Origin of the sequence: Wenjunlia tyrosinilytica, from assembly GCF_014646055.1 — a bacterium.
Taxonomy (GTDB): domain Bacteria; phylum Actinomycetota; class Actinomycetes; order Streptomycetales; family Streptomycetaceae; genus Wenjunlia; species Wenjunlia tyrosinilytica.
This window is the reverse complement of record NZ_BMMS01000023.1, coordinates 89,370-112,202: the sequence shown is the minus strand read 5'-3', so window position 1 is coordinate 112,202 and position 22,833 is coordinate 89,370. Positions and strand designations below refer to the sequence as shown.

Here is a 22,833-nt window from a genome sequence, read left to right as displayed (position 1 = left end):
CGCTGTGCGGCTCAGCCGTGGCGCAGGCCCCTTCCGGGCGGCGGCCCAGGCTCCTCACTGCTGGACTAGCTGAACCGTGGGGTGCGTCTCGTCGCCGGCGAGCACGGCATCGACGGTCTGAGTGAACTCGACGAGTTTGTCGGCGCTCAGCCCGGCGGCCGTGACCAACGGTCCCTCCGAGGCAACCAGCCACGACTGGTAGTCGCGTAGGAATTCCCGGAACTGCGCGACACGACCGTCGTCGGTCAGATAGTCGTCGGCGCACACGTCCGTGAGGCCGTTGGCCTGCCGCCCGATCGACCTCAGCCAGAAGGCCTGCCATTCGCGCAGCCACGGCACCGCGCGATAGGTGGGATTGGCCTCGACGTACATCGCCGCCAACGCCATGAACGTCTCTTGCTGGACGTCGTGCGCGTGTGCCCAGTGCTCGCGGAACCTGAACATCGACCAGCTCACGGGATGCCCGCCTTTCCGTGTCCAGGCCGGCCCTTACGACCGGTTCCATGTGGTGGCCGCTACCGAACGGCCCGCATCCGGCAGCAGCTCACGAACAGCGCCAACGACCGTGATAGGCACGGTAGCCCGCAGGGCCCCACGGCTCCCGCGGTTTTTCCGACACGCCAATATCCTCGCGGCCGCAGCAGGGCACCGGGACTCCACCGAAGTCGGTGAGCGGGCCACAGTAGACCTCCGTGGACGCTCGTGTGTTCGAGTAGGGTGGGCGCCTCGAGAGCCGACAAGGGGGGACTTGATGGCTTCGTCCGCCGACGACTGGCAGTCGCGGGTGTACGAGCTCTACTGGGAAGGCGTGGAGGCCCGCACGCAGGCTCAGCGAGCCGAAGGCGCGGAGCGCCGTCGGCTGCATCTGCGGTCGCTGGACCAGCACAGCCGGGCGGCAGGGATCCTGCGCGCGGAGCTGGACGCACGCCCGGACGAACCGCGGCTGAACGAACAGCTCGCGTCGCTGCTGTACTCCATGGGGTCCTCGCAGACCGCCGTGGACCTGATCGACGAGGCCCTGTCGTCACTCGATGAGAGCGAAAGCCGCTACGAGCTATCCCGGCTCGCGTCACCGCAGCTGGCGATACGGCTCGGCGACGTCCGTGCACGCCGCGCCGTGGCCCACTGCGCCGCCGGGCACGCGGCTTCCGCGCTCACCGACACCGACCTGGCCGTGGAGGCCTATGTAGGAGCCGGGTTGCAGAGCGCGGGGCCTCCCCGCTCGCTGGACTTCGCCCGCCTGCTCAGCCTGGCCGCGGTCGTGCACGCACAGCACGGTGACCCGGACCAGGCCCTGTTCTGTGCCGGACAGGCCCTGGGCCGGTACCAGGACGCGATCGACACCCTGATCGCCGACCCAGACGCGCACATCGGCTACGCCACCGACATGGCCGCGGCGGTCGCATCCCGGATCGAAGCCGCCCGGGCCAACTGGGACCACGCCCTGGCCGTGGACGGCTTCACGCTGAGCACCGCCGAGCAGGGCTGGGGCGACCTCGCGAGCGCGCTGGCCCGCACAGGCGTGCACCTGCGCGCCGCAGGCCGCCCAGCCGAGGCAGCGCCACTGCTCGCCCGGGCGGCCTGCCTCGATCCGGCCGCCGTTCCGGCCCAAGAACGCATCCTGGCCGAGGGGGTACCGGTCACGCTCGGCGAGGCGGTTCTGCGAGCGGGAGCGGTCTTGGGCGAGCCCGTCGAGGCCCTGCACCGTGCTCTCGCCTCCGGCGAGTCCGCCTCCGTGACGGGCCGGTTGCCGCATCCGGAGGCGGCCCCGCCGTATGCCCGGCGCCTGGGCCAACTGGCAGCGGACCTGCGGCAGTCGGAGGGTGACCCGGATGTCGCCTGGCGGCTCGCGCTGGAAAGCCACCTGTTGTACGACACCGCCTTCCGGCACCTCGTCGGGGATCCGCGAAACTGGCTGCGGGAGCACGGCGACGGGTGGACGCAGACCGGGATCACCGCCCTGCATCTGGCCCTTGCACGGGGCGGCGAAGCGGTCCACGACGACCTGCGCCGCCCGCTGGCAGAGCTGTCCGGGCGCCTGGAGGAACTGGCGAAGGCGGGCCATCCTGTTGCCGCGGCCGCGGAGCTCGCGCGGATGACAGCAGGATGAGCCCCTGGGCTGGACCGTTGCCGTGCCGCGATCCTGCGGGAACACGGGTTCAGCGTGGCGCCGCACAGTGGCCGGCGCAGCGCCCGCAGGTAGGGCATCCGCAGGCCTGTTGGGCGCGTCCGCGGAGGCCCCGGGGGGACAGTGGCTCGTGTTCGGGCTAGGGGCCTGGGGCTCACGTTCGGGCTCGTGTTCGGGCTCGGGGGCGAGAAACCCGACCCAACCACCGTGACTGGACCGGTGGCACTGCTCACCCAGGACCGCCGTACCTTCCTCGGGGTGGTGTTCGGGGTGGGGCCCGTGGCCGGGCCCGGGCTCGTGGCCGGGCTTGAGAAGACAGCATGGGGCGGCCGGGCGATGCGTGGTCGCTCTGCACGGTGCGGCGGGAGATGGGCACGGACAGGGCTCGCATGGAGCCCTTCGCCTTGTCGAGCAGGAACCGGACCCGCGCCTGCGGTCTTCGGCACCGGCTTGGTGAACGCCTCCCGCCGCCCCCTCCCACGAAGGCGGTTCAGCCGACCGGCTTCCGCAGCACAGCCTGCCTGGCCTCCGGCTTGCGCACCTTGTCAGCCGGGACGAAATCGAAATCTGGCACTGAGGCGTTCTCGGCGAACCCGGCTGAGCAACGCGTCGTTCCCTTGAGCCGGCGAACACGGCTTCACGCCGGAGGCACTTCGGTTGGTGCTGCCGCGTCGGCGATGATTGCCTGCAGTGCCGCGATGTGGCCGTTGAAGGCATCCCGGCCGGCGCTGGTGAGCCGGGCGCGTACCTTCCGGCGGCTGCCGCTGAGGCGGCGTTCCGTGGCGACATACCCGGCTTCTTCGAGTGTCGTGATCTGCTTGGACAGCGCCGAGTCGGACAGTTGGAGCCGGTCCTTGAGGAAGGCGAACTCCGCCCAGTCGGCGGCTGCCAGTGTCGCCACCAGCGACAAGCGGGTGCTGGGATGGATCAGCTCGTCGAATTGCGCCTTCGTCATGCCCGCACCCAACGGCGCACAACGCGCAGGATTTCCGGTCCACCGAACCCGACGACGGCCGCGACCAGCACCGCCGCCCAGATGCCGGCATGGTCGGTGCCGTCGGCGTCGAGCGCGAGCGCCGCAAGGACGGTGAGTCCGATGAGCCCGAGCAGCATGCCGATCACCACCAGTGGGATGCGGCGGCCGGCGACCGCCGCGCTCACCTGCAGTCGGTCGGTGCGTCGGCGCCCGTCGAGCAGGCGCGACGCAAGCACTGCGTGCCCTGCGCCAAAGCCCAGGGTCGCGATCCCGGCCGGCCAGGGCGGCAGCACGTTGCCGAGCACGCCCAGCAGGAGCCAGCCGGCCGCCAATGCCCACCAGTAGCCGCGGGGCAGGCCGACTTCCCCGGCTACCCCGCGCCGGGCACTGTCGGCCGCGTAAAGGGCGGTGCGGGCCTGCTCCGGAGTGATGTTGTCCACGACGAAACCTCACTTTCCTATCGGGAAAGTAAGAGTTCCACTTTCCCACTGGGAAAGTCAAGAGCCGCCCGGGCGCCGTCGGCGTTCTGCATCTGGTGCAGGGGTACCGGGTGCGGGGTGGTCGCGGCGTGGACGGCGACCGCGACGACCCCGGGCCCCAGGAGACGGCCGGCTTCGCGATGGTCTGCGGCATGACCCCCATCGCACCCCCGATCAGCCGTGACCGCATCCCGGACCGGGGGGTCCTTGCCGCTCACCCCAGATTCGAACAATTATCGAACGATAAGTGAGACACCTCCCGAGCGGCAGAACGGCCATGGGCGCAGGCGGTCCTGCGGCTGCCGGACGGCCAGAGCCTGCGCGCCACGGTCTCGCACAGATTCCAGGAGGCCGACGGGAGCTGGTGGTTCGGCCTCGCCGCCGCCCTGTGCTGCGACAAGCGACTGGTCCGCCGCACCACGTAGGACACCGTCTGAACAGCGTTGATGCGCCGACCGCTTGGGCCCGCCATCGTTTGCCGACAGGCGGGGCGGCAGCGGCCTGCGCATCATTGGCTGTCCGTGCGATTTTTTCGCGCTCACCCTCCATGCGATGCCCTGATCCTGTCCAGCACGAGTGCTGTGGCAGCTTGGACGGCGTACTCGTACTCCGCATCGCGGTCGAACCGCGCGAGATGCGGGGCGGCTTCGATCACGTGGGGAAGACCCGAGTCCTCCAGTGTCTTCTGCCGCGCGGCGATGCCGCCCGTGTCCGAGATACCGAGGGTGGGGCCCGCCTGAGCTTCCCGGAGCAGGGTGCCGATCAGCGAGGCCACGAGAATGCGCATCAGCTGCACCGATTCCTCGGTCGGGCATCCCGCTGATCTGAGTGCGCCCAGGAGTGCTTCGACCGGTGCGAGTCCTTCGATGGATGCGAGCTGGCGGGTCAGCACGAGGGGTGCGGCTTCGGGGTGGAGGAGCGCACGGTCACGGAAAGCGTCGGCGATCGCGGGCAGATCGATGCGCAGGTCGCCGGTCGCCGGCGGGATGAACACCCCGCCGAGCAGGTGCTCGGCGACGGCGTCGAGAAGCCCGTCCTTGCCGTCGACGTGGTTGTAGAGGCTCTTGGCGTCGACTCCGAGGACTCGCGCGACGGAACGCATGCTGACCGCGGTGACCCCGCCGGTGTCGATGACCTCGAGGGTGGCGTCGACGATCGCGTCCCTGGAGAGCTGAGAGGCGCCCTTGGGGGGCCGGCCGCGTCGGGCTCCGGCGTTGGCGTCCGCTGATCGAGTCATGCGGTTCATTGTGCCGGAGCCGATTGATTAAATCCACGCCGTGGATATAGTGGCCCAGCAGATACCCACGATGTGGGTAAACCTTGTGTGCAAGGAGTGACGATGCGCTTGCCCTGGACCAGTACCGAGGTGAAGGATCTGCCCACGGTCGGCACGGTGGTCGATGCGGTGACCGACCTCTCCCGCTCCGAGGAGCCGCCCGGGGCACGGTTGCGGATTGCCCGGCAGCAGGCTGCGGCATTCCGCGGCGAGTTCACGTCGACCGGAACACCGGACAGCGTCGTGACGTGCGACCTGGTGACGTTGCCCTATCCGACGCGGTTCGGGTTGTTCCGGGCCTCGAAAGCGCTGGCGCCGTTCCTGTCGATCACGAACCGGATGCAGGTGATCCGCTGGACTGAGTCCGGCGGCCGCAAGCGGGTGTTGCTGTTCGAGCCGAGCGACCATGAGCTGGGGCGGTACACGCCGTACTTCGACACGTTGGCCCAGCACACGCCGAGCTTTCTGGAGCGGCAGGTCGTGACTGAGCACGGCACGGTGCCCAGTCATCTGGCCCGGCTGGGGATCGAGCCGGTGGAGGTGGACTATCTGATGTTCGACCACCTCCACACCCAGGACCTGCGGCGCTGGGTGGGGACCACCGCCTTCCAGGACGATCTCGGGCAGGCACCCGAGGCAGCGTTCCCCAACGCGAAGGTGATCGTGCAGCGCGACGAGCTGGCTGCGCTGGCAGACCTTCACCCGTTGCAAAAACCCTGGTACCAGCCTGGTGCCTACTCCGATGTCCCGGCTGAGGCGTTCCTGCCGGTGAACGGCTCGGTGGTGCTGGGCCCCGGCGTGGCGGTGCTGAAGACCCCCGGCCATGTGTTCGGAAACCAGTCCCTGGTTGTCAACACCGACACCGGTATCTGGGTGTCCAGCGAGAACGTGATCGCCGCTGAGGCGCTGGTCCCGGAGTACTCCAAGCTCCCGGGCCTGGCGAGGTGGGCCCGCGCATGGCAGCAGGAGGTCGTGCTGAACGCGAACACGATCGAGACGACGGCTGATCAATACAACTCGATCGTCATGGAGAAGGCCCTGGCCGACCGCAGCCAGGCCGATCCGCGGTTCCTGCAGTTCTTCCCCTCCAGTGAGCTGACCGGTGCCTGGACCAATCCCGGCACGAAGCCGACGTTCACCCACGGCGCGATTCGCCACGGCGCCCAGCCCGCCTGAGACAGGAGAAACAAATGTCCGCCGTACCCGCCGACCCGTCACCTACCTCCCGGTTCACGCTGCCTGCCGAGGCCGTCCTGCGAGCCCGGGAGCGGCTCGTGCTCGACCACTTCCGTGACGAGGTCCTCCAGGATTGGGATGCCACGCTCTCGACGTTCCCCCACCCGCACTACGAGCTGATCGCGCAGATGCTCGTGTACGACGGCGACTCCGAGGTCCGCGGTTACTACCACGACACCCGGGTCGCGTTCCCCGACCAGGATCACGAACTGATCGCCTTCAGGCACAGTGCCGATGCGGTGATCGTGGAGTTCTGGCTTCAGGGCACCCACCACGGCATGCTCGGCAAGATCCCGCCGACCGGGTCGAAACACCGCACCCGGATGACGGCGTACTTCATCTTCGACGAGAACGAGCACCTGGTCACCGAGCGCATCTACTTCGACCAGCTCACCATCCTCAAGCAGTTGGTAGCGGGCCTCGACAAACGCAGGCCCGCCGGACTGCTCAAGCTCGCCCGCGTCCTTCGCGGCGCGCTCTCCGCAGCCGGGGCGGAGCCCGATCCGCGGCTGCTGATCAGCACCGAGCCGAACCTCGGCCCCCAGGACACAGGAGCACGATCGTGACCACGAGAACCAACGAGACCGCCTCGACCCTGCGCGCCCTGATCGGCGGTGAGGGAGCGCAATGGCTGCGGGAGGAGATCGCCCTGCCCGAGCAGCGTGGCGCCGTCCGCATCCAGGTCCACGCTGCCGGCCTCAACCGAGCCGACCTGTACGCGCTGGAGAGCTCCCACACCGCCAACTCTGAGGGCGAGGGCGCGTTCACCGCGGGAATGGAGGTGGCCGGGGTCGTTGAGACCGCAAGCCCGCGCGCTCCGCACCCGCCGGCAGGTACCCGCGTCATGGGCACCACGATCGGTGCGTTCGCCGACCACCCGCTGTGCCACCCGCGGCTGATCGTCGAGGACTGAGACGCCCATGAAGGTCCACCACCTCAACTGCGGCACCATGCGCCCCTGGCGGGCACCCGAGGGACTGGTCTGCCACGTCCTGCTCGTTGAGACCGACAACGGCCTGGTACTCATCGACAGCGGCCTCGGACTCAAGGACGCCGCCGACCCAGCAGGACGCTTCGGAGCAGCACGCTTCTATGTCCGCCCCGCCTTTGACACCGCCGAGGCAGCGATCCGCCAAGTGACCGCACTCGGCTACGCCCCCCAGGATGTCCGCCACATTGTCCTCACCCACTTCGACGCCGACCACACCGGCGGACTCGCCGACTTCCCTTGGGCCCAGGTCCATCTCACCACCACCGAGAACCACGCTGCCCTGCAGCCCGAAGGAGCCATTGAGCGGGGCCGCTACCTCGCATCCCACCGCGCCCACGACCCACTGATCGTCCCGCACACCGTTGAAGGCGGTGAGCCGTGGCGGGGGTTCCCCAACGCCAAAGAACTCACCGAAATCGCCGCCGGCATCGTCATGATCAGCTTGCCCGGCCACTCCCGGGGCCATGCTGCCGTCGCTGTGGACGCAGGCACCCATTGGGTTCTCCACGTCGGTGACTGCTTCTACCACCGCGGACAGATCGACGGCACCGGCCAGGTCCCGAAGTCCCTGACCACGATGGAGCGAGTCGTTGCCTCTGACTGGTCCAAAGTCGAAGGCAACCACCGCCGTCTGAGCCGGCTCTGCGCCGAGAACCCTCTCGACCTCCTGCTCGTCAACGCCCACGACCCCACGCTGCTGCACCGAGCCCAGAACAGAACCACACCGTAGGAACACCCTTGAACGGTGTCCGACCAGGACTCCCAGAAGGCGCCTCAGGATTGCCGAGTCGCGGTCGGGAGCGGAACGTAGGGGAAGTCGGCGCGGGGGACGCCCGCCGAGGAGGCATCGAGGCCGAGCGCCACGCGGGTGCCCAGGACGATTTCGAACATGGCCTCGGGGGTGCAGTCCGCGAAGGGGCGACCGTTGCGGCGTTCGGGCGTGAACGACGCCTCGGTGCCGATCTCGTAGCGCAGCACGTCGGGAAACAACAGGTCCCGGACCCGCTCGGCGTGTGCGGACGCGTCCGCGGTGCCTGCCATGGCGGCCCGCGTGGCCGAGGTGTCGCGCATGACGCGGGGGCCGTACAGCACCCGATCCTCATCGGGTCGGGTCGCGTTGAAGTCGATCCCGCGCTCGGCGTCCTCCAACTCGAACAGGGTGTTGATCAGGGGCGTCGCGCAACGGTTGATCTGGCGCCAACCGCCGGCGTCGGTGGCCAGAACGGACACACCCCAAAAGCCGATAGTGTCCGCCGCGAGCACGTGGTCGGCCACTTCCAGCACGATGGCGCCGACGTCCGTCCCTTGGAACGGATTCTCGGCCCGGTCGGTATCGAACCCGGCCAGGTCCAGTCCTTTGCCCTCGGCCAGGGCGGTCCTGACGGCGGTCACCACCGTGCCCTCGATCCAGAACGGATCCGCCGCAGGGCCCGCCCACGCGCGGATCCCACCATCGGCGGAAACGCTCACCGCGTCGGTGGCACCTCGCAGGAGTTCGACTCCCGCCGCGTCGCGATCGGTGGCCTCAGGCCCGTGGAGGACCCGCAGTGACCACCGCTGGGGGTGGTCGTGATCGGCGGTCGCGTCGGCGTCGTCCTCGGCCTCGATGGCATCGAAGACGAAGCGGAACGTGATGTCCTCGACCGCGTCGGCGTCGAGGTCGACCTTGAATTCGTACATGCCCTCGGGATGGAAGCCGTGGCGCCCGGACAGCGGGTCGACGTTCATGACGAAGACGGTGCCGGTACTGCCCCGGAACAGGTAGACATCGCTGATGTCCAAACGGGGATCCCGACGGGCGAGTTCGGAGTCGAGGTGATGGGACAAGGGATACCTCCACAGGTGGGTTTTCGGTGTCGTCTCCGCCGATCGTCAGCCATCGGCATCATCGGTATGCGTCGGCATACGGATCGGTGGTCGGTACGACGGTCGGTTCGATAGTCGGTACGACGGTCGGTTCGGTGCTCGCGCGCTGGCCGCGGGCGGGTTCACCGCCGAATCTCCTCGACGGCGCACGTCGGCGGGCATGGCATCATGCCGCCACGCGTGGACAGTTCGAGCACCGTGCAGTGGTGCGACCCGAGGCGCCGGATGATCCGCGCTCCCTTCCGGTCGTCGAGCGAGAACACGAACGGCCCGGGTATCAGCACGAATTCGAACGCGCCGCGGGCGACCAGCACGAGCAGTCCGCGGTTCCGGGAGCGGGTCGCGGGAAAGGCGCCCGTTGTCGGAAAAAGAACTCCGGTGTGGGCAACCCGAGTTCGCGTGTCCGGGTGGTGATGGCCCCACGATGCACGGACATGCGCCACGCGTCGAAGGGACAGCAGCGCAAGTACGCGGCGGCGGAAAGCCCCTCGGGTGTGGGCGCAATGTCGGTGTGCACGCCTACCTCCTGACAGGGTCTCCTTTCCGTTTGCCCGCGGCCGCCGGGCGCGGGCGGCCCGCTCGCGCCACATCACGCGTGCGTCGGATCGCGCGTGTGCCCGATCGCGCGTGTGCCGGATCGGTGCAAGGCCGGATCAGAGCGCCGGCCCCGGCGCGGCGGTGGATCGGAATCGCTTCCGGTACTCCCCCGGCGGGATGGACAGTTGGCGCATGAAGGCGCGCCGCATGGCCTCCGCGGAGCCGTAGCCGGTGTCCCGGGCGACCTCGTCCAGGCCGTCGACGGACCCCTCGAGTCGGCGACGGGCCGCGTCGAGGCGTACCCGGTCGACGTACCGGCCCGGCGTCATGCCGACCTCGTCCTGGAAGACGCGGGCGAACTGCCGGGGGGACAACATCGCGCGCCGGGCGAGGTTGTCCACCGACAGGTCGTCGGAGGGATTGTCGGCAATCCACTGCTGGACCTGACGCAGCGGATCGCGTTGCGCGCGCCGCCCGCGCTCGTGGGCGTCGAACTGCCCCTGGTCGCCGGACCGATGCCGGGACACGACCAGCTCGCGGGCCACCGCCAGTGCCGCCTCGGCGCCCAAATCCTCTTCGACCAGGGCGATCGAGAGGTCAATGCCGGCGGTGACGCCGGCGGAGGTGGCGACCCGGCCGTCTCGGACGTAGAGCGGCTCGGGTTCGACGAAGGTATCGGGAAAGCGGTCGGCGAGCAGGTCGCAGAACGCCCAGTGGGTGGTCGCCTGCCGCCCGCCCAGGAGTCCGGCCGCCCCGAGCAGGAAACTGCCGGTGCAGATGCCGACGACGCGCTCGGCGCCGTCCGCGAGTTCGCTGAGGCGCGCGGTCAGCCGCGGATTCGGCGGGTTGTCGACGGGGCCGCCGGGCACCACCAGGGTGTGCGGGGATTCGCAGTCGTTCAGGTCCGCGTCCGGCAGGAGCCGGAGGTTCACGCCGTACGCGGTACGGACCGCGCGGCCGTCGAGCGAGGCCGTGGTGATCCGGTACGCCTCCGGCCCCGCGGCGGCGAAGACCTCCAGCGGGCCGGTCACATTCAAGGCCATCACCGGGTCCTGCAGAACGGCGAGCACCGTACGCGTGTTCACTGGTCCACCGTCCTTTCCCCGCATCCTTCGAGGCCGTCGCACGCTCAGCATCGCACCGAGTCGTAATGGCGGCAATGACAAGAAACCCAACTTTTCTGCCATGACGATGAGTGATGATCCACTCGCTCTTCGGGGTGCGGTGCCCATGCCGCCGACCCCGACGTGGGCTCCGGGCCGTGAATCGGGCCGGAGGAGGACCGGCGGAATCCGCGGCGAGGGCGTCAACGCCGTGGGATGGTCACGCCGTACGACACCGCGCCGGGGTCTGCGCCGAGGCGTTCGCCGGATGACGCGACGCGCCACACGGCCGACGCGGCCGGGAACCCGGGGTCACGCGGTGAGCGTGTGCTCGTCGTCCGGCGGCAGCAGGTCGAGCAGCGCGCGCAGGGGAGCCGACAGGTACGAACTGCCGCGCCAGATCAGTGCCTTGGCGTAGGCGATGCGAGGCGCGACCGGTACCACCGTAACCCGCGGATCCCTGGCGATGCCTCCGGCCGCTCCCGCGGCGAGGGCGATGCCGACACCGGCCGCGACGAGTTCCAGTTGCAGCGCGACATGGTTGGTGGCGTAGGCGGGTCGCAGGGGAACCCCTGCCGCTTCGAAAGCGGCACGCAGCCGGGGGTACAGGCCGCTGTCCCGGCCGTAGGTGATCAACGGGACCGAGGAGAACTCCTCCAGGTGCAGGACCTCCTGCCCGGCCTGCGGTTGGTCGGAGGCGACCAACGCCACGATCTCGTTGCGCACGAGCACCCGGTGCTCGGCCGGATCGAGGCCGTCCATCGGCACGGCGACGAACACCGCGTCCAGGGACCCCTGGCGCACCTGGGGAACCAGGGCGGCACTCGCGCCCTCGACGAGTTGCACGCTGATCCCGGGATGGAGCCTGTGGAACGTGCCGAGCAGTGCGGGCAGGCTGCTGCTCTCCACCCCGTCGGCGGCTCCCAGCACGAGGTTCCCGGTGAGCAGGCCGGATCGCGCGGCGAACTCGGCCTTCGCGGCGGTGATGGCCGCTGTCACCGCACGGGCGTGCGGCATGAGGGCATCGCCCGCGGCAGTCAGGCGGACGCTTCGGGAGTCGCGCTCGAACAGCGCTTCGCCCAATTCCCGTTCCAAGGAACGGATTTGCTGGCTGATGGCGGGCTGTGCGACATGACAGCGGGCCGCGGCCCAGGTGAAGGACCGTTCCTCGGCCACGGCAAGGAAGTACTGCAGTGTGCGAGCCTCCATGACCTCAATGTATATGAACTTCTTATAGCTGCGAAAAGATCCAGGTCTTTGACCTATGGGTCGTCCGAGGACAGCCTGGAGGCACGTTCCGCAGCACCGCCATCAACCACCAGCAAGGAGTCTCGACTCATGCCTCTTATCCGCATCGACCTCGTCAAGGGCCGTACCGAGGCCCAGGTCGGCGCCGTCGCCGACGCCATCCACGGCGCCGTCGTGGACACGCTGGGAATCCCGGGCCGCGACCGGTTCCAGCTCATCACCGAGCACGAGCGCGGCCACGTCATCGCGCAGGACGCCGGCCTGGGGTTCGAGCGAAGCGACGGCGTCGTGATGGTTCAGGTCTTCACGCAGGCAGGGCGCTCGACGCAGACCAAGCAGCGACTCTACGCCGCGATCGCTCGTTCCCTGTCAAAGGTGGGCGTGGCCGGGGAGGACGTGTTCATCGGATACGTCGAGAACACCGCGGCCGACTGGTCCTTCGGCTTCGGCCGCGCCCAGTACGTCGATGGCGACCTCGAAATCCCCGGCAGCGCATCCACCTGCTGAGCGGAGGAATCGTTCGTCGAGGAGCGCCGGAGTCGAGTCGAGAAGCGCCGGAGTCGGGGAGTGCCGGAGTCGGGGAGTGCCGGAGTCGGGGAGTGCCGGAGCGGCCCTGGGTTCTCGTCCCGTCCTGGTTTTCACGGTGCGCATCATTTGCTCCGGCAGGCCGCGTGCGTGGCAGCCGCTCGTCCGCACGCGTCGGACACCGGATCGGCGCATGGATCGACAACCAACGCCACGTGTGGGTGGGGCGCCCGGTGCCGGGCAGGCCGGTGATCGTGAACGCGCACTGTCCCGACCATCCGCAGGATCCGGCCGGTGGGCCCCGCCCGCCCAAGGTCAGCGACCACAACTCCTACCGCGACCCCTGCAAAGAGGACGCCGTCGCGCTCCTGGCTGGGACCATCGAACGGGAGGGTGCCGCGTGACCGCCACGGCCCTGTACGAGATCGAGACCACCGAGGCCGACAACGGCACCACGCCCCCCGAACAGCTCTGGACCCCCGGCGAGGACGCGGAGCGGGACGGCCCGTGCATCGCCCACCTCGATCCCGAGACGGCCGTCACCAGCGTGTGGACCGAGACCTGCGCCTGGGTCGGGACCGTCACCCATCCCGACACCGCCGGTGACCTGATCGACGCCTACGAGAACGGCGGCCGCCAGCGATGACTACCGCGACCGCGCGGCGCACCGTGCTGGAGCGCTTCCCAGCCGGTCACCCTCGCGGCTCTGCACCACGACAACACCCAGCTCCGCCAAGAGCTCGCCGCAACCGGAGGACGGGTCACCCCACTGCGCCCCACGACTTGCAGGAATACCCCAGCGAAGGGCACGGAATGATCGCGCACACCGACATACCCGACGACGACCAGACGCCCCTGCCGCGCTACTACGAATGCCCGGACACCTACCACCCGGCGCCGGACGATCCCCCCGCAGTGTTCCTTGCCGGCGGCATCACCGGAGTCGAGAACTGGCAGAAGCCGGCGACGGCCGCGCTCGCCGACTTCAACGTGATCGTGCTGAATCCCCGGCGGCGTCACTTCCCCATCGACGATCCCGGCCAGACCTCAATCCAGATCCAGTGGGAGCACCGCTGCCTGCACCTTCCAAGCGTGCTGACGATGTTCTGGTTCCCACCGGGCGGTGTCCAGCCCATCGCCATGTTCGAGCTCGGCGCTGCCCTGGACAATCCCGCCCGCCGCCTCGTCGTCGGCGCTGACCCCGACTACCCGCGGGTCGAAGACGTCCGCTGGCAGACCCGGCTCGCCCGCCCTGACACCACTGTGTTCTCCACGCTCACCGAGACCCTGGCAGCCACACAAGCACAGCTCTCGCAGCACCGGAACGGGTGAACATAACGACCCCGACCGCCCGAGGAGACACCCATCTCATGAGACACCCCGCCCGTGAAGAACACTTCCACGGCCACCTGCTCCCCCGCACCGCCGACGACAGCCTCGCCTCCCCTGGACCCATTCCGCCCACGACCAGGAGCCCGCCCGATGAAGCGCCCCTTCTTCCGCCGCCGCGGCCATGCGCCCGGCGCCCTCACCCCCGATGACCAAGCCGCCGCCGACCAGTTCCGGGCGATGCTCACCGCCCGCAAGAACCCCAGCCCTGGGCTCCGGGCAGCGGCCGGGACATCGCGGTCGGAGTCGGCCGGTACACCCAGTGCCGCCACGCCGAGCGCGACGCCGACCGTCTCACCGCGCAGCCGCAGGCCACCGGCGCGACGGGCACCACCGCGAAGGCGACACCGCTCGACGTCGGCGACCACCGCTCCTACCGCGCCCCCTGCAAAGGGGACGCCGGCGCGCTCCTGGCGGCGATCAGCGAACGGGAGGGTGCCGCGTGACCGCCACGGCCCTGTACGAGATCGAGACCACCGAGGCCGGCAATGGCACCACGCACCCCGCCGAACAGCTCTGGATCCCCGGCGAGGACGCGGAGCGGGACGGCTTCCTCGCCCACCGCGGCCTGCACATCACCGGCATCCGCTGAACAAGCTGCGGGATCAGTGACTGCCTGTTACGCCTGGGCCTGCGCTGGAAATCCGGCTGCGAGTAGCTGGCGCACAGGAAATCCCGGCGGGATTGATCGTGCGGGGGGTTCACCTGCTGCGCGGCTTCTTCGAGCGGGCGGGGTCGACGCGTGCTCGCGACCGGCCTTGCCCTGGCGACCTTGCACCGGAACGTCGGTAATCCCTGTTTCGGCCAGTGTAGGTCTGGTTCGCGCCGGTTGTGGCGCATCGGGGTTCATGGGCCGTCGGGCGGGACAGCGATATGGACCGTACGGGGACTGGCCCGTGGGGACGGGCGCACGCCCAGCAGAATCCAGGGGGGTTTCAGCAGTGGCTTTTCTTGTTTACAACATCCTCACCGACCCGGCTCCGCTCCAGGTGTCGGAGGCGGGCGGAACGTCCAAGGGAGCGGTCTACATCGTCGCCTCCAACCCGAAGGACCAGGACATGGCCTGGGTTTCCCTCACGGTGCAAGTGCCCTTCGGGCAACAGGAGGATGCCCTGACGCCCGATCCGAAGGCGATCACGGCTCGGGTCCTGCCGGACAAATCGAGGATGCCGGGGGAAGAGCCGGTGACCAACTGGGACGCCACGACAGGTGTCTTCACCGTGACCCCCCAGCCCACCACGTACTTCAAGGCGAGCGGTTCCATGATCCTCGCGCTGGAGGGCTTCCCGGTCTCCAGCACGCCGGGGCCGGTCCTGCTGCGGGTGACGGAGACGGTGTGGAATGGTCCCTGGAAGCAGGACTCCCCCGTGACGCTGAGCCTGCTGAAGCAGGCCCCCAAGGCGCCGCGCAACTTCCGTCCGAAGCAGTCTCTGGTGGCCGCGGGCAAGAGCGTCGTCCTGCAGTGGGAGGGATCCGACACCTTCACCTACCAGATCCATGGACCGGACGGCCCCTCAAAGAACCCCCCGCACACGGCCGGGACCGGCTGGGAGTGGACGCCGGCGGCGGGCGAGGAGCCGAAGCGGGACGCCACCTACACCCTGACAGCCACCTCGTCACCGCAGCAGCAACAGCCGGAGTACATCCTCACCACCACCGTCCACCTGCGCAGCCCCGAGTTCGAGAGCGTCACCGCCACCAACGGACTGCACACCCCGTGGGTCGAGGGCACCGCGGACAAGGGGCGGATCACGTTCACCGCACAAGGCGCGCAGATCCACAACGACTCCAACGCGCCTGGCACCGTCACGGCCGCCAAGGCCGACGTCGACAGCGTCACCACCACGTCGGTGCAGGGCCGCGGCAACGACGCCGGCTGGATCCAGTTCCCGCCCACCGGGATCACGGTCGGCCATGGAGCGGGAAGCGACTTGGGTACCGTCACGGCTGACAAGGTCGGCGCCGCGAACGGCGTGAACACCCCGTGGGTCGGCGACCGCGACGGCGGCAAGGGCTGGGCCGAGTTCCCGCAGTCCGGCGTGAACGTGCGCAAGGACGGACAGCAGGCGTGGGGCACCGTCGCCGGCGACAAGGCGGACATGAACGGCATCAACACCGCGTGGGTGCAAGGCCGCACAGCCGACGACGGATGGATCGCCTTCCCATCCGCCGGGCTGAACGTGTACCAAGGCGCCGGAAACCATCAGTGGGGAACCGTCGCGGCCGCCAAGGCAGACCTGGACGACCTGGTCACTCGCCGGGCCCAGGTCAAGGAACGCCTCATCCTCCAGGGCGGGCTGACCGTCGACAACGTGCTGGAGACGCAGGACGGCCCGCCCCGCCTGGTCGTCCGCGGCCGGCTGGACGCCGAGGGCGAGGTGAACGCCGCCGGGAACGTCGTCGCCGGGGGTGACCTCACCGTCAACGGCGATCTGCGGCCGATGCGGAACCTGGAGGTCGGGGGTGCGGTCCACGCGGGCGACCTGACGGTCAGGGGCAAGCTGACCACCGAGGACAACCAGTTCAAACTCGTCGTCCACGGGGAGTCGCAGTTCGAGGGGAAGGTGAACGCCAACGGGCACCTGTCGGTCCGCAACGGCGGCGGCTGGATCCTGCACACCAACGACGACCAGATTTCGGTCAACGGCGGCCTGCGCGTCCAGGAGGATTCGCTGTTCATCGGGAAGGTGAACGCCAACGGGCACCTGTCGGTCCGCAACGGGACCGACTGGCTCATGCACGTCAACGACGACCAGGTGGCGATCCAAGGCAACCTGCGCGTCCACGGCGCATTCCGCTCCGACAGCTGACGGCCCGTGCCCGGCCGCCCCGCCCCACCGAGCACGGGCTCGGGCAGCGGCCGGTGCGCCAGGCCGCTTGGCTCAGAGCCGCCGGGGCGAGACGGACGGTGCGCGGCCGCATCCGGATGGATCGCGGAAGCTGAACGTGAAGGCCGGCTCGGCGAAGTCGAAGGCCTCTCCGCCAGCCGTGCTGCAGCTGAGGAGAAGATCGCCCAACTCGATTCCAGACAGGAACGCAGGGACCGTTCAGCCTTCCTGGGAATCCCCACGTTCGACCAAATGGCCGCGCGCACGAGCGACGTGAAGACGCTCTGATCAACTGGGCAGGTTCCGGCGCCGGAACGGGGCCCTGATCGGCTTGCCAGGACCCCGCGCGGCGTTGGCTCAACAGGCCGACTCGCTAGTCTTCGATCACGGTGCCACCTCGCTTCTGACCAGCGAAAACAGCCCTAACCGACGCAGTGCCGGACGCGACGATCACAGCCACCGCCGATGCCTGCTCCGCTGACACCACGTTCAGCAACACCAGTGCACACAGCACACCGGAAGCCATCGCAACGCCGCCAGCGAGCAGCGAGCGACGACGCCTCACGGGGAGGGCTAAACCTGGCTGGAGTGGGCGCCCTTCGTTGTCCGCCTTAGCATGGTCCATGAAGACGGCTCCTTTCACGGGAGATCGGATTCATCACCGCCGGCGGCCTCCTGTGACAGCAGGGGGCCGCCGCCTTTTCAGGCAGCGGCCCGCAGACGCCGGTTCACCCTCATGGTCTAGTGGAACCCCTCCTCAGGCAAACCCACGCGCCTCACCTTACGCCGAATGGTGGGCGCCCGTGCTCGGCTGAAATCAAACCTGAGTGCCTGCTCACTGGCCCTCTTTGGCCTGAGCAAGTAGGCCATCTCGAAGTCCAGCCTGCTGAACGTCGAGTCTTGAACTGGGCAGACGGAGTACAAACGATGCAACCGGCCGCGAGATTGGAGCCGAGACCCTCCACGACATGGTCGACCCGATCAAATGCGACTCAGCCGCATGCCCCTTTTGCTCTCATTCAGGGGTGAAAGTGAAGAGTCACGGTCAGGGGTTCCGCATTCGTGACTCGTGCGTGGCCGGCGGTGTCCGAACAGCCTTCTCCTGGTTCAGAGAAGGCGCCTTCCACCTGGACTCCGCCTGGCAGCACGACTTGGAGACCGTCGCCGCGCTCATCGCCACCACCAAGGCGACCACCCGGTGACCGGCCGCTCCCGCACTCGCCTGGAACGCGTCCGCGCCTCGGTCGGCATCGCCCAGCTCGCCCTCCAGCAGATCGAGGACGACCTGACCGCCGACGACGCCGAAGGCCCGGAGCTCGCCGCGATGCGCTCCGTGCCGGGAGTGCTGACCCGCCGAGTGCGTGCCATGTTGCGTTTTCGGGGCGCGCACGCTGAGTCGAGGCCGTGGAGCCGTGCGAGCAGAAGCCTCCTCCCGCTCGGCGTGCATGTTCACGCGTCCCCGTCCTTCTCCCGCGTCTCGGCGAGCCGGAGTAGGGCGTCGGTGTTTCCGATGTTGGCGGCTTGGCGGGCGAGACGTTCCGCCCCGTCGCGGTCCCCGGCCTTCTCCCGCATCTCAGCAAGCCGGTACAGGGCGTAGGTATGTCCGGCGTCGGCGGCTTGGCGGGCGAGGCGTTCGGCCCCGTCGTGGTCCCCAGTCCTCTCCCGCATCTGGGCGAGCCGGAGTAGGGCGTCGGTGTTTCCGGCGTCGGCGGCGCGCTGGTAGGCGGCTTCAGCCCCCTCGTGGTCCTCGGCCCTCTCCCGCATCTGGGCAACCCACAAGAGGGCGCTGGTGTCGCCGACGCTGGCGGCACGCTGGTACAGAGCCTCGGCCCCGTCGCGGTCCCCGGCCTTCTCCCGCATCCGGGCCAGCCGATGGAGGGCGTCGGTGTTTCCGGCGTCGGCGGCGCGTTGATAGGCGGCTTCGGCACCCTCGTGGTCCCCTGCCCTCTCCCGCATTCGGACGAGCCACAGCAGGGCGCTGGTACTGCTGGCGTCGGCGGCGCGCTGATAGGCGGCTTCAGCCCCCTCGTGGTCCTCGGCCCTCTCCCGCATCTGGGCGAGCCGGAGTAGGGCGTCGGTGTTTCCGGCGTCGGCGGCGCGTTGACAGGCAGCTTCGGCACCCTCGTGGTCCCCGGCCTCTTCACGTATCCAGGCAAGCCACAGCAGGGCAGTGGTGTTTCCGGCGTAGGCGGCCTTGTGCCATAGGGGGTTGGCCCACTGGTTGCGGTAGCGGTTGGATGCGGAATCGGCGAGGTGGGCGAGATCATCGGGGCTGGTGAAGTGGTGATGGGCAGCCTCCCAGAAGGATGCCGGGGGGCACAGCCTGCGACGTGTGCGCTGTCCGTGTTGTTCGAGGAAGTCGGCGAGCCGGTACAGCGTCGGACGTGCGGCGTCCGGGGTGGAGGACGCGTCCATGGGGCGGCGGGTGCGGCGGGTGCGCACGCGGCGCAGCGGGGCGAGGTTGCCGTGCACGGGTGTGGCGAGTTCGGTGAGGGCCTGATCGAACCAGTCGTCTTGGAGGAGGTCGAAGTCGTCGTCGCCCAGGTAGTCCTCTGCGGCATGGGCGAGGAAGGCCATTGGCAGGTGCAGACTGGCCCCGAGGCGGCGCGCGTCCATCGCCGCCTCGAGCACTGCGCGAGCTGCCGGGGTGGCGGCATGGTAGCGGCGCAGCAGGTGTGGCGCTCCGGCCAGGAACTGGGTCAGCCGTGCGTCGCGGGCATGTTCCAGGGCGTGGGCGAGTTGCTCGTCTCCGGCATCGGCGAGGGCCTGCATGGCGGCGATGGCGTCGGTGTCGAAGTGATCGGGCAGTGTGATCAGGTGCCCGTCCAGTAGCTCGCGCACCCGCGAGTGGGGGTCCGGTAGGCCCGGGTGGGGCATGGTGGTGTAGTTGCGGGCGTATTGCGGCCACAGTGTGCCCAGGACCAGTACTGGTCCGCAGGCGGAGTTGGTTAGCAGGGTGTGTAAGGCCGCTGCGATCCTCTCGCCTACGCCGGTACCGGCGCCCAGGTAGTGCTGGGCCTCGTTCAGCCAGACCACCGTGCGCGGGCCGACTCGGTCCAGGTCGGCCAGGGCGGCTTCGGCGCGGGTGGGATCGAAGGGGTGCCACAGCTGCCAACCGCGCCCGGCCAGGGGCTGGACGGCTTCCCAGCAGGCGCGGGTTTTTCCGGTGGAGGAGGAGCCGACGAGCACGGCGATCTGGCTGTGCCCGTCGGCTGCGGTCTCGACCAGGTTGGCCAGGATGGCATCGTGCAGGCGCGGTACGTAGTGGGGGAGGATGGCTGTTGGCCTCGGTTGCCGGGGTGAATTCGGGCGGCGGCGGTGGTTTTGGTGTGGGACGTCGACGGCTGGGTGGACTTCAAGGGCAAGGGGGTCACAGGCCGCGATCGGTTGCCCTACCCCGGGGGGAACGGCCGGGGACGCTGTTGGGCCGATGGCGGCCCTGCGTAACTCGAGCAGTGGCTGAACGTCCAGTTCCAGTGCGGCCGCGAGGGCGCCGAGGGTGTCGGCCGAGGGCACCGTGCGCGCGGAGTGGCTGAATGCCTGGCTGACGGTGGTGCGGCTCAATCTGCTGCGGTTGGCCAGCTGTGTCTTGTCCAGCCCCTGCTTGACCCGGGCCGCCTCCAGGCGGTCGTGCAGGGCGCGCAGTGCCGCCGGGTCGTGGAGCCCTTCCGCAACCACCCGCCCCTGCTCCCCCCGCTGTTGACGTTGGCTGTCCGCTGGTGTTCATCTTCGACCACTCGCACCACGGCGAACACCTGCTTTGCCAGATTCGGCACCGCTGTCTACCACGTTGTGCCGAAAGGGGAACCACGCATCATGTCCGATCGCACCGTCATGATTCTGCTGGCCTGTGTTCTTGCGGTGATCGTCGCTGTCTTGGCCGCTGCCGCCGCCGGCTACCTCGCCCGCTGCGACCATGCCACCCCTCAGGCCGCCCTCAGCCGCGCCGCCCTTGTCTTCGCAGCCACCCTCACCCTCGCCGCCAACCTGACAACTGCACTCGTGGCACTGACCGGTTAGATCTTGAACGAGCGCGCTGCGAGTTGTCGGCCGGGGCCGCCTGCTCGTGGAGCCCGCCCGGCCTGCGCATTCTTCAGGTTCCTTCTGGAGCGAGGTGCCAGTCACCGCCCGTTCTCGCCAAACCGCGAAGTCGCTTCCAGGATCGCGTCCTGCATCGCGGGACTGCCCGTGTGTCCCGAGTCGTCGACTACCGTCAGCTCCGCGTCCGGCCATGCTTTGGACAGTTCCCACGCGGTCTTCAGCGGGCTGCCCAGGTCGAGCCGGCCGTGGATCAGCACGCCCGGGATCCCGGCCAACCGATGTGCGTCGCGCAGCAACTGCCCGTCCTCAAGCCAGGCGTCGTTCGCGAAGTAGTGCGCGCAGATCCGGACGAAGGCCATCAGCGCGTCGTCGGGCTTGTCGCTGTAGTGGCCCGGATGACCGAGTGCCTCGTGGGCGATGACGGCGTCCTCCCAGGCGCACCAGTCGCGCGCCGCCTTGGCTCGGACCGCCTCATCCGGGCTGTTCAGCAGCCGGTCGTAGGCGGCCACGAGATTGCCGTCCCGGTCTGTCTCGGGCAGTGCGTCGCGGAATGCTTCCCAGGGGCCGGGCAGCAGGCGTCCGACGCCGCGGTAGAGCCATTCGGTCTCCTCGGGCCGGGTCATGGTGACACCGACGATGACGATCTCGGAGACCCGCTCGGGGTAGCGCTCAGCGTAGGCGAGGATCAGCGTTGAGCCCCAGGAGCCGCCATAGAGGAGCCAGTGCTCGATGTCCAAGTGCTCGCGCAGCCGCTCCATGTCGGCGATGAGGTGGTCTGTGGTGTTCTGATCGAGGCTGACAGCCGGGTCGGAGGCATGAGGACGGCTCTGACCACAGCCGCGCTGATCGAACAGGACGATCCGGTAGACCTCGGGATCGAACAACTTGCGACTGCTGCGGCGCCCACCGCTGCCGGGGCCGCCGTGCACGCACAGCGCCGCCTTCCCATTGGGATGGCCGCTCGTTTCCCAGTAGATCCGGTGGCCGTCGCCGACATCGAGGAGACCGCGCGCGTACGGTTCGACAGGCGGGAACGGCTCGGCCATGACGGTCTCCTCCTGAAGGGCGTGAAGAACAACCTCGCGAGATTAGTCGATGGTTGGAGGGACGTCTCCCGATTTGTCCTCGGCTCGGGCGGGGAGGAACTCGGCCCAGTCAGGTTTGGCGCAGGACTCAGCGGAGCTCGGTGCGGCGGTGCATCCCGGTCACGTCGGCGAGGATCGGGCTGCGGAGATCAGCAGTGAGGGCGGCCAGCGCCGCATTGCGGGCGGTGCGACCCGGGATGCCGTGGCGGCTGGCACGACAAGTGCCTGGCTTCGTCCGGGAAGTGACGACCTGGTGACCAGTCCCGGTTCGGAAGGCCATCCGGCGCATGGCCTCAGTTGAGAAGTTCGGACAGCCGGGCGGCTTGCCGCTCGGCTGTTCCCGGCGGGTTCCGGGGATGCAGAGGGTCGTCGAAGGACAAGAGGAGCAACCACACGAGCGCCAGCAGCCTGCGGCATTCCGGCAGCCGGGCACGTTCGGCGTCGTTCAGGTCAAACAGATCGAGAAACGCCTCCACATCGAGAGGCGGGCCGACCCAGCTGGCAACGTGTTCCGTGATCTCCGCCAGCTCGAAGGGCCGGTCGCTGAGGCCGGAGTCCTCGAAGTCGACGACCCGCACACGAGTGCCGTCCCACAGATAGTTGGCGAGGTTGCCGTCCCCCGGACCGAAAACCATCGGGACGTCCGGTCGGCCGGCTCGCTCCATGCCTGAACGGGTCAGCCAGTCAAGGCCGCGGTCCATGGCCTCGCCCACTTCCCCGCTGACTCGCGAGCGAGCCTGCGGCACCCAGGCACGGATCTGGGCGATGAGTTGATGCTGCCGGCCAGGCCGGACGGGAACCCCAGCCAGGACATCCGCCGGCACAGCCGCATACAGGTCGCTCGCCGCCGCTGCCAGAGCCTTCAGCTGCTGATCGCCAAGCGGCTCTCCTCGCAGCGGCTCACCCGGCACGCGCGACATCACCACCACAGGCTCCTCCGCCGCAAGGTCCGCGCTTTGGGGGACGGGGGCCAGGCCCGGTGCATACGCAGCCAGCAGCGTCAGTGCACGCCACTCCCGCTCGCACTTTCCACGACTCTCACGCCGAAACCTCTTGATCACGCTGTCGGGCCGGAGGTCGACAGCGTGAGTACTCCAAGGAACGGAAGTCATGAGGAGCGATCAT

The 22,833-nt window shown here is 69.1% G+C and carries 24 protein-coding genes; 13 read left to right on the top strand and 11 right to left on the bottom strand.

Annotated elements, in window-relative coordinates:
• Nucleotides 1-54: 54 nt before the first annotated feature.
• Entirely contained in the window at nt 55-456 is a 402-nt protein-coding gene (locus IEY86_RS24695; RefSeq protein WP_189134034.1) for a hypothetical protein, read from the bottom strand.
• Between the two features lie 295 nt (nt 457-751).
• Here IEY86_RS24695 and IEY86_RS24690 point away from each other — a divergent pair, with 295 nt between their 5' ends.
• The gene (locus tag IEY86_RS24690) at nt 752-2,110 is read left to right on the top strand and encodes a hypothetical protein (RefSeq protein WP_189134033.1); all 1,359 of its coding nucleotides are present in this window, start codon (nt 752-754) and stop codon (nt 2,108-2,110) included.
• Between the two features lie 655 nt (nt 2,111-2,765).
• Here the strand turns inward: IEY86_RS24690 and IEY86_RS24685 are convergent.
• From IEY86_RS24685 to IEY86_RS24675, 3 genes are all read right to left on the bottom strand, one after another.
• On the bottom strand, nt 2,766-3,083 hold the full coding sequence (locus IEY86_RS24685; protein WP_189134032.1) for a winged helix-turn-helix domain-containing protein: 318 nt from the start codon (nt 3,081-3,083) through the stop codon (nt 2,766-2,768).
• Nucleotides 3,080-3,544, bottom strand: a complete 465-nt coding sequence (locus IEY86_RS24680) for a hypothetical protein (protein ID WP_189134031.1) — start codon at nt 3,542-3,544, stop codon at nt 3,080-3,082. The genes IEY86_RS24685 and IEY86_RS24680 overlap by 4 nt, the downstream gene beginning before the upstream one ends.
• Nucleotides 3,545-4,121: 577 nt before the next feature.
• Nucleotides 4,122-4,820 (bottom strand): TetR/AcrR family transcriptional regulator, encoded by a 699-nt coding sequence (locus tag IEY86_RS24675; protein ID WP_229698719.1) that lies wholly within the window; start codon nt 4,818-4,820, stop codon nt 4,122-4,124.
• 102 nt (nt 4,821-4,922) lie between these two features.
• Here IEY86_RS24675 and IEY86_RS24670 point away from each other — a divergent pair, with 102 nt between their 5' ends.
• From IEY86_RS24670 to IEY86_RS24655, 4 genes are read left to right on the top strand one after another with little or no spacing between them, the layout of a single operon-like run.
• The gene (locus IEY86_RS24670; RefSeq protein WP_189134029.1) at nt 4,923-6,035 is read left to right on the top strand and encodes an MBL fold metallo-hydrolase; all 1,113 of its coding nucleotides are present in this window, start codon (nt 4,923-4,925) and stop codon (nt 6,033-6,035) included.
• A 14-nt stretch (nt 6,036-6,049) separates the two neighbouring features.
• Complete coding sequence (locus IEY86_RS24665; protein ID WP_189134028.1) at nt 6,050-6,661, top strand: ester cyclase; 612 nt, start codon at nt 6,050-6,052, stop codon at nt 6,659-6,661.
• Nucleotides 6,658-7,008, top strand: coding sequence for an alcohol dehydrogenase catalytic domain-containing protein (locus IEY86_RS24660; RefSeq protein WP_189134027.1), 351 nt, complete (start codon nt 6,658-6,660; stop codon nt 7,006-7,008). Before IEY86_RS24665 ends, IEY86_RS24660 begins: the two co-directional genes overlap by 4 nt.
• A gap of 7 nt (nt 7,009-7,015) precedes the next feature.
• Nucleotides 7,016-7,816, top strand: a complete 801-nt coding sequence (locus tag IEY86_RS24655; RefSeq protein WP_189134026.1) for an MBL fold metallo-hydrolase — start codon at nt 7,016-7,018, stop codon at nt 7,814-7,816.
• 44 nt (nt 7,817-7,860) lie between these two features.
• On the opposite strand, the gene IEY86_RS24650 is transcribed toward IEY86_RS24655, so the two are convergent.
• The 4 genes from IEY86_RS24650 to IEY86_RS24635 form a co-directional block, all read right to left on the bottom strand.
• Nucleotides 7,861-8,913, bottom strand: a complete 1,053-nt coding sequence (locus tag IEY86_RS24650) for a DUF4331 family protein (protein WP_189134025.1) — start codon at nt 8,911-8,913, stop codon at nt 7,861-7,863.
• 161 nt (nt 8,914-9,074) lie between these two features.
• Nucleotides 9,075-9,266, bottom strand: a complete 192-nt coding sequence (locus tag IEY86_RS24645) for a hypothetical protein (protein ID WP_189134024.1) — start codon at nt 9,264-9,266, stop codon at nt 9,075-9,077.
• 339 nt (nt 9,267-9,605) lie between these two features.
• Nucleotides 9,606-10,574 carry a GlxA family transcriptional regulator gene (locus tag IEY86_RS24640; protein ID WP_189134023.1) on the bottom strand — a complete coding sequence of 323 codons (969 nt, stop codon included), beginning with the start codon at nt 10,572-10,574 and terminating at the stop codon, nt 9,606-9,608.
• Nucleotides 10,575-10,904: 330 nt separating this feature from the next.
• Nucleotides 10,905-11,801 (bottom strand): LysR family transcriptional regulator, encoded by an 897-nt coding sequence (locus IEY86_RS24635; RefSeq protein WP_189134022.1) that lies wholly within the window; start codon nt 11,799-11,801, stop codon nt 10,905-10,907.
• 129 nt (nt 11,802-11,930) lie between these two features.
• Between IEY86_RS24635 and IEY86_RS24630 the strand changes: the two genes are divergently transcribed.
• The 7 genes from IEY86_RS24630 (at nt 11,931) to IEY86_RS24600 (ending at nt 17,784) form a co-directional block, all read left to right on the top strand.
• Complete coding sequence (locus IEY86_RS24630; protein WP_189134021.1) at nt 11,931-12,347, top strand: tautomerase family protein; 417 nt, start codon at nt 11,931-11,933, stop codon at nt 12,345-12,347.
• Between the two features lie 272 nt (nt 12,348-12,619).
• A complete protein-coding gene (locus tag IEY86_RS24625) occupies nt 12,620-12,769 on the top strand; it encodes a hypothetical protein (RefSeq protein ID WP_189134020.1) in 150 nt (49 codons plus the stop codon).
• Nucleotides 12,766-13,011 (top strand): hypothetical protein, encoded by a 246-nt coding sequence (locus IEY86_RS24620; RefSeq protein WP_189134019.1) that lies wholly within the window; start codon nt 12,766-12,768, stop codon nt 13,009-13,011. The genes IEY86_RS24625 and IEY86_RS24620 overlap by 4 nt, the downstream gene beginning before the upstream one ends.
• Before the next feature lie 167 nt (nt 13,012-13,178).
• Nucleotides 13,179-13,697 (top strand): nucleoside 2-deoxyribosyltransferase domain-containing protein, encoded by a 519-nt coding sequence (locus IEY86_RS24615; RefSeq protein WP_189134018.1) that lies wholly within the window; start codon nt 13,179-13,181, stop codon nt 13,695-13,697.
• Nucleotides 13,698-14,196: 499 nt separating this feature from the next.
• Nucleotides 14,197-14,346 (top strand): hypothetical protein, encoded by a 150-nt coding sequence (locus IEY86_RS24610; protein ID WP_189134017.1) that lies wholly within the window; start codon nt 14,197-14,199, stop codon nt 14,344-14,346.
• A gap of 349 nt (nt 14,347-14,695) precedes the next feature.
• Nucleotides 14,696-16,564, top strand: coding sequence for a polymer-forming cytoskeletal protein (locus IEY86_RS24605; protein WP_189134016.1), 1,869 nt, complete (start codon nt 14,696-14,698; stop codon nt 16,562-16,564).
• 1,049 nt (nt 16,565-17,613) lie between these two features.
• Nucleotides 17,614-17,784, top strand: a complete 171-nt coding sequence (locus tag IEY86_RS24600; RefSeq protein ID WP_189134080.1) for a hypothetical protein — start codon at nt 17,614-17,616, stop codon at nt 17,782-17,784.
• A 247-nt stretch (nt 17,785-18,031) separates the two neighbouring features.
• Here IEY86_RS24600 and IEY86_RS24595 read toward each other — a convergent pair whose 3' ends face one another.
• Nucleotides 18,032-20,260, bottom strand: coding sequence for a tetratricopeptide repeat protein (locus IEY86_RS24595; protein ID WP_189134015.1), 2,229 nt, complete (start codon nt 20,258-20,260; stop codon nt 18,032-18,034).
• Between the two features lie 138 nt (nt 20,261-20,398).
• On the opposite strand from IEY86_RS24595, the gene IEY86_RS24590 reads away from it, so the two are divergent.
• On the top strand, nt 20,399-20,602 hold the full coding sequence (locus tag IEY86_RS24590) for a hypothetical protein (protein WP_189134014.1): 204 nt from the start codon (nt 20,399-20,401) through the stop codon (nt 20,600-20,602).
• A 101-nt stretch (nt 20,603-20,703) separates the two neighbouring features.
• Here IEY86_RS24590 and pip read toward each other — a convergent pair whose 3' ends face one another.
• Together pip and IEY86_RS24580 are read right to left on the bottom strand one after the other, a co-directional pair.
• Complete coding sequence (pip, locus tag IEY86_RS24585) at nt 20,704-21,669, bottom strand: prolyl aminopeptidase (RefSeq protein ID WP_189134013.1); 966 nt, start codon at nt 21,667-21,669, stop codon at nt 20,704-20,706.
• Nucleotides 21,670-22,001: 332 nt separating this feature from the next.
• Nucleotides 22,002-22,820, bottom strand: coding sequence for a phosphotransferase (locus IEY86_RS24580; protein WP_189134012.1), 819 nt, complete (start codon nt 22,818-22,820; stop codon nt 22,002-22,004).
• Between the last annotated feature and the right edge of the window lie 13 nt (nt 22,821-22,833).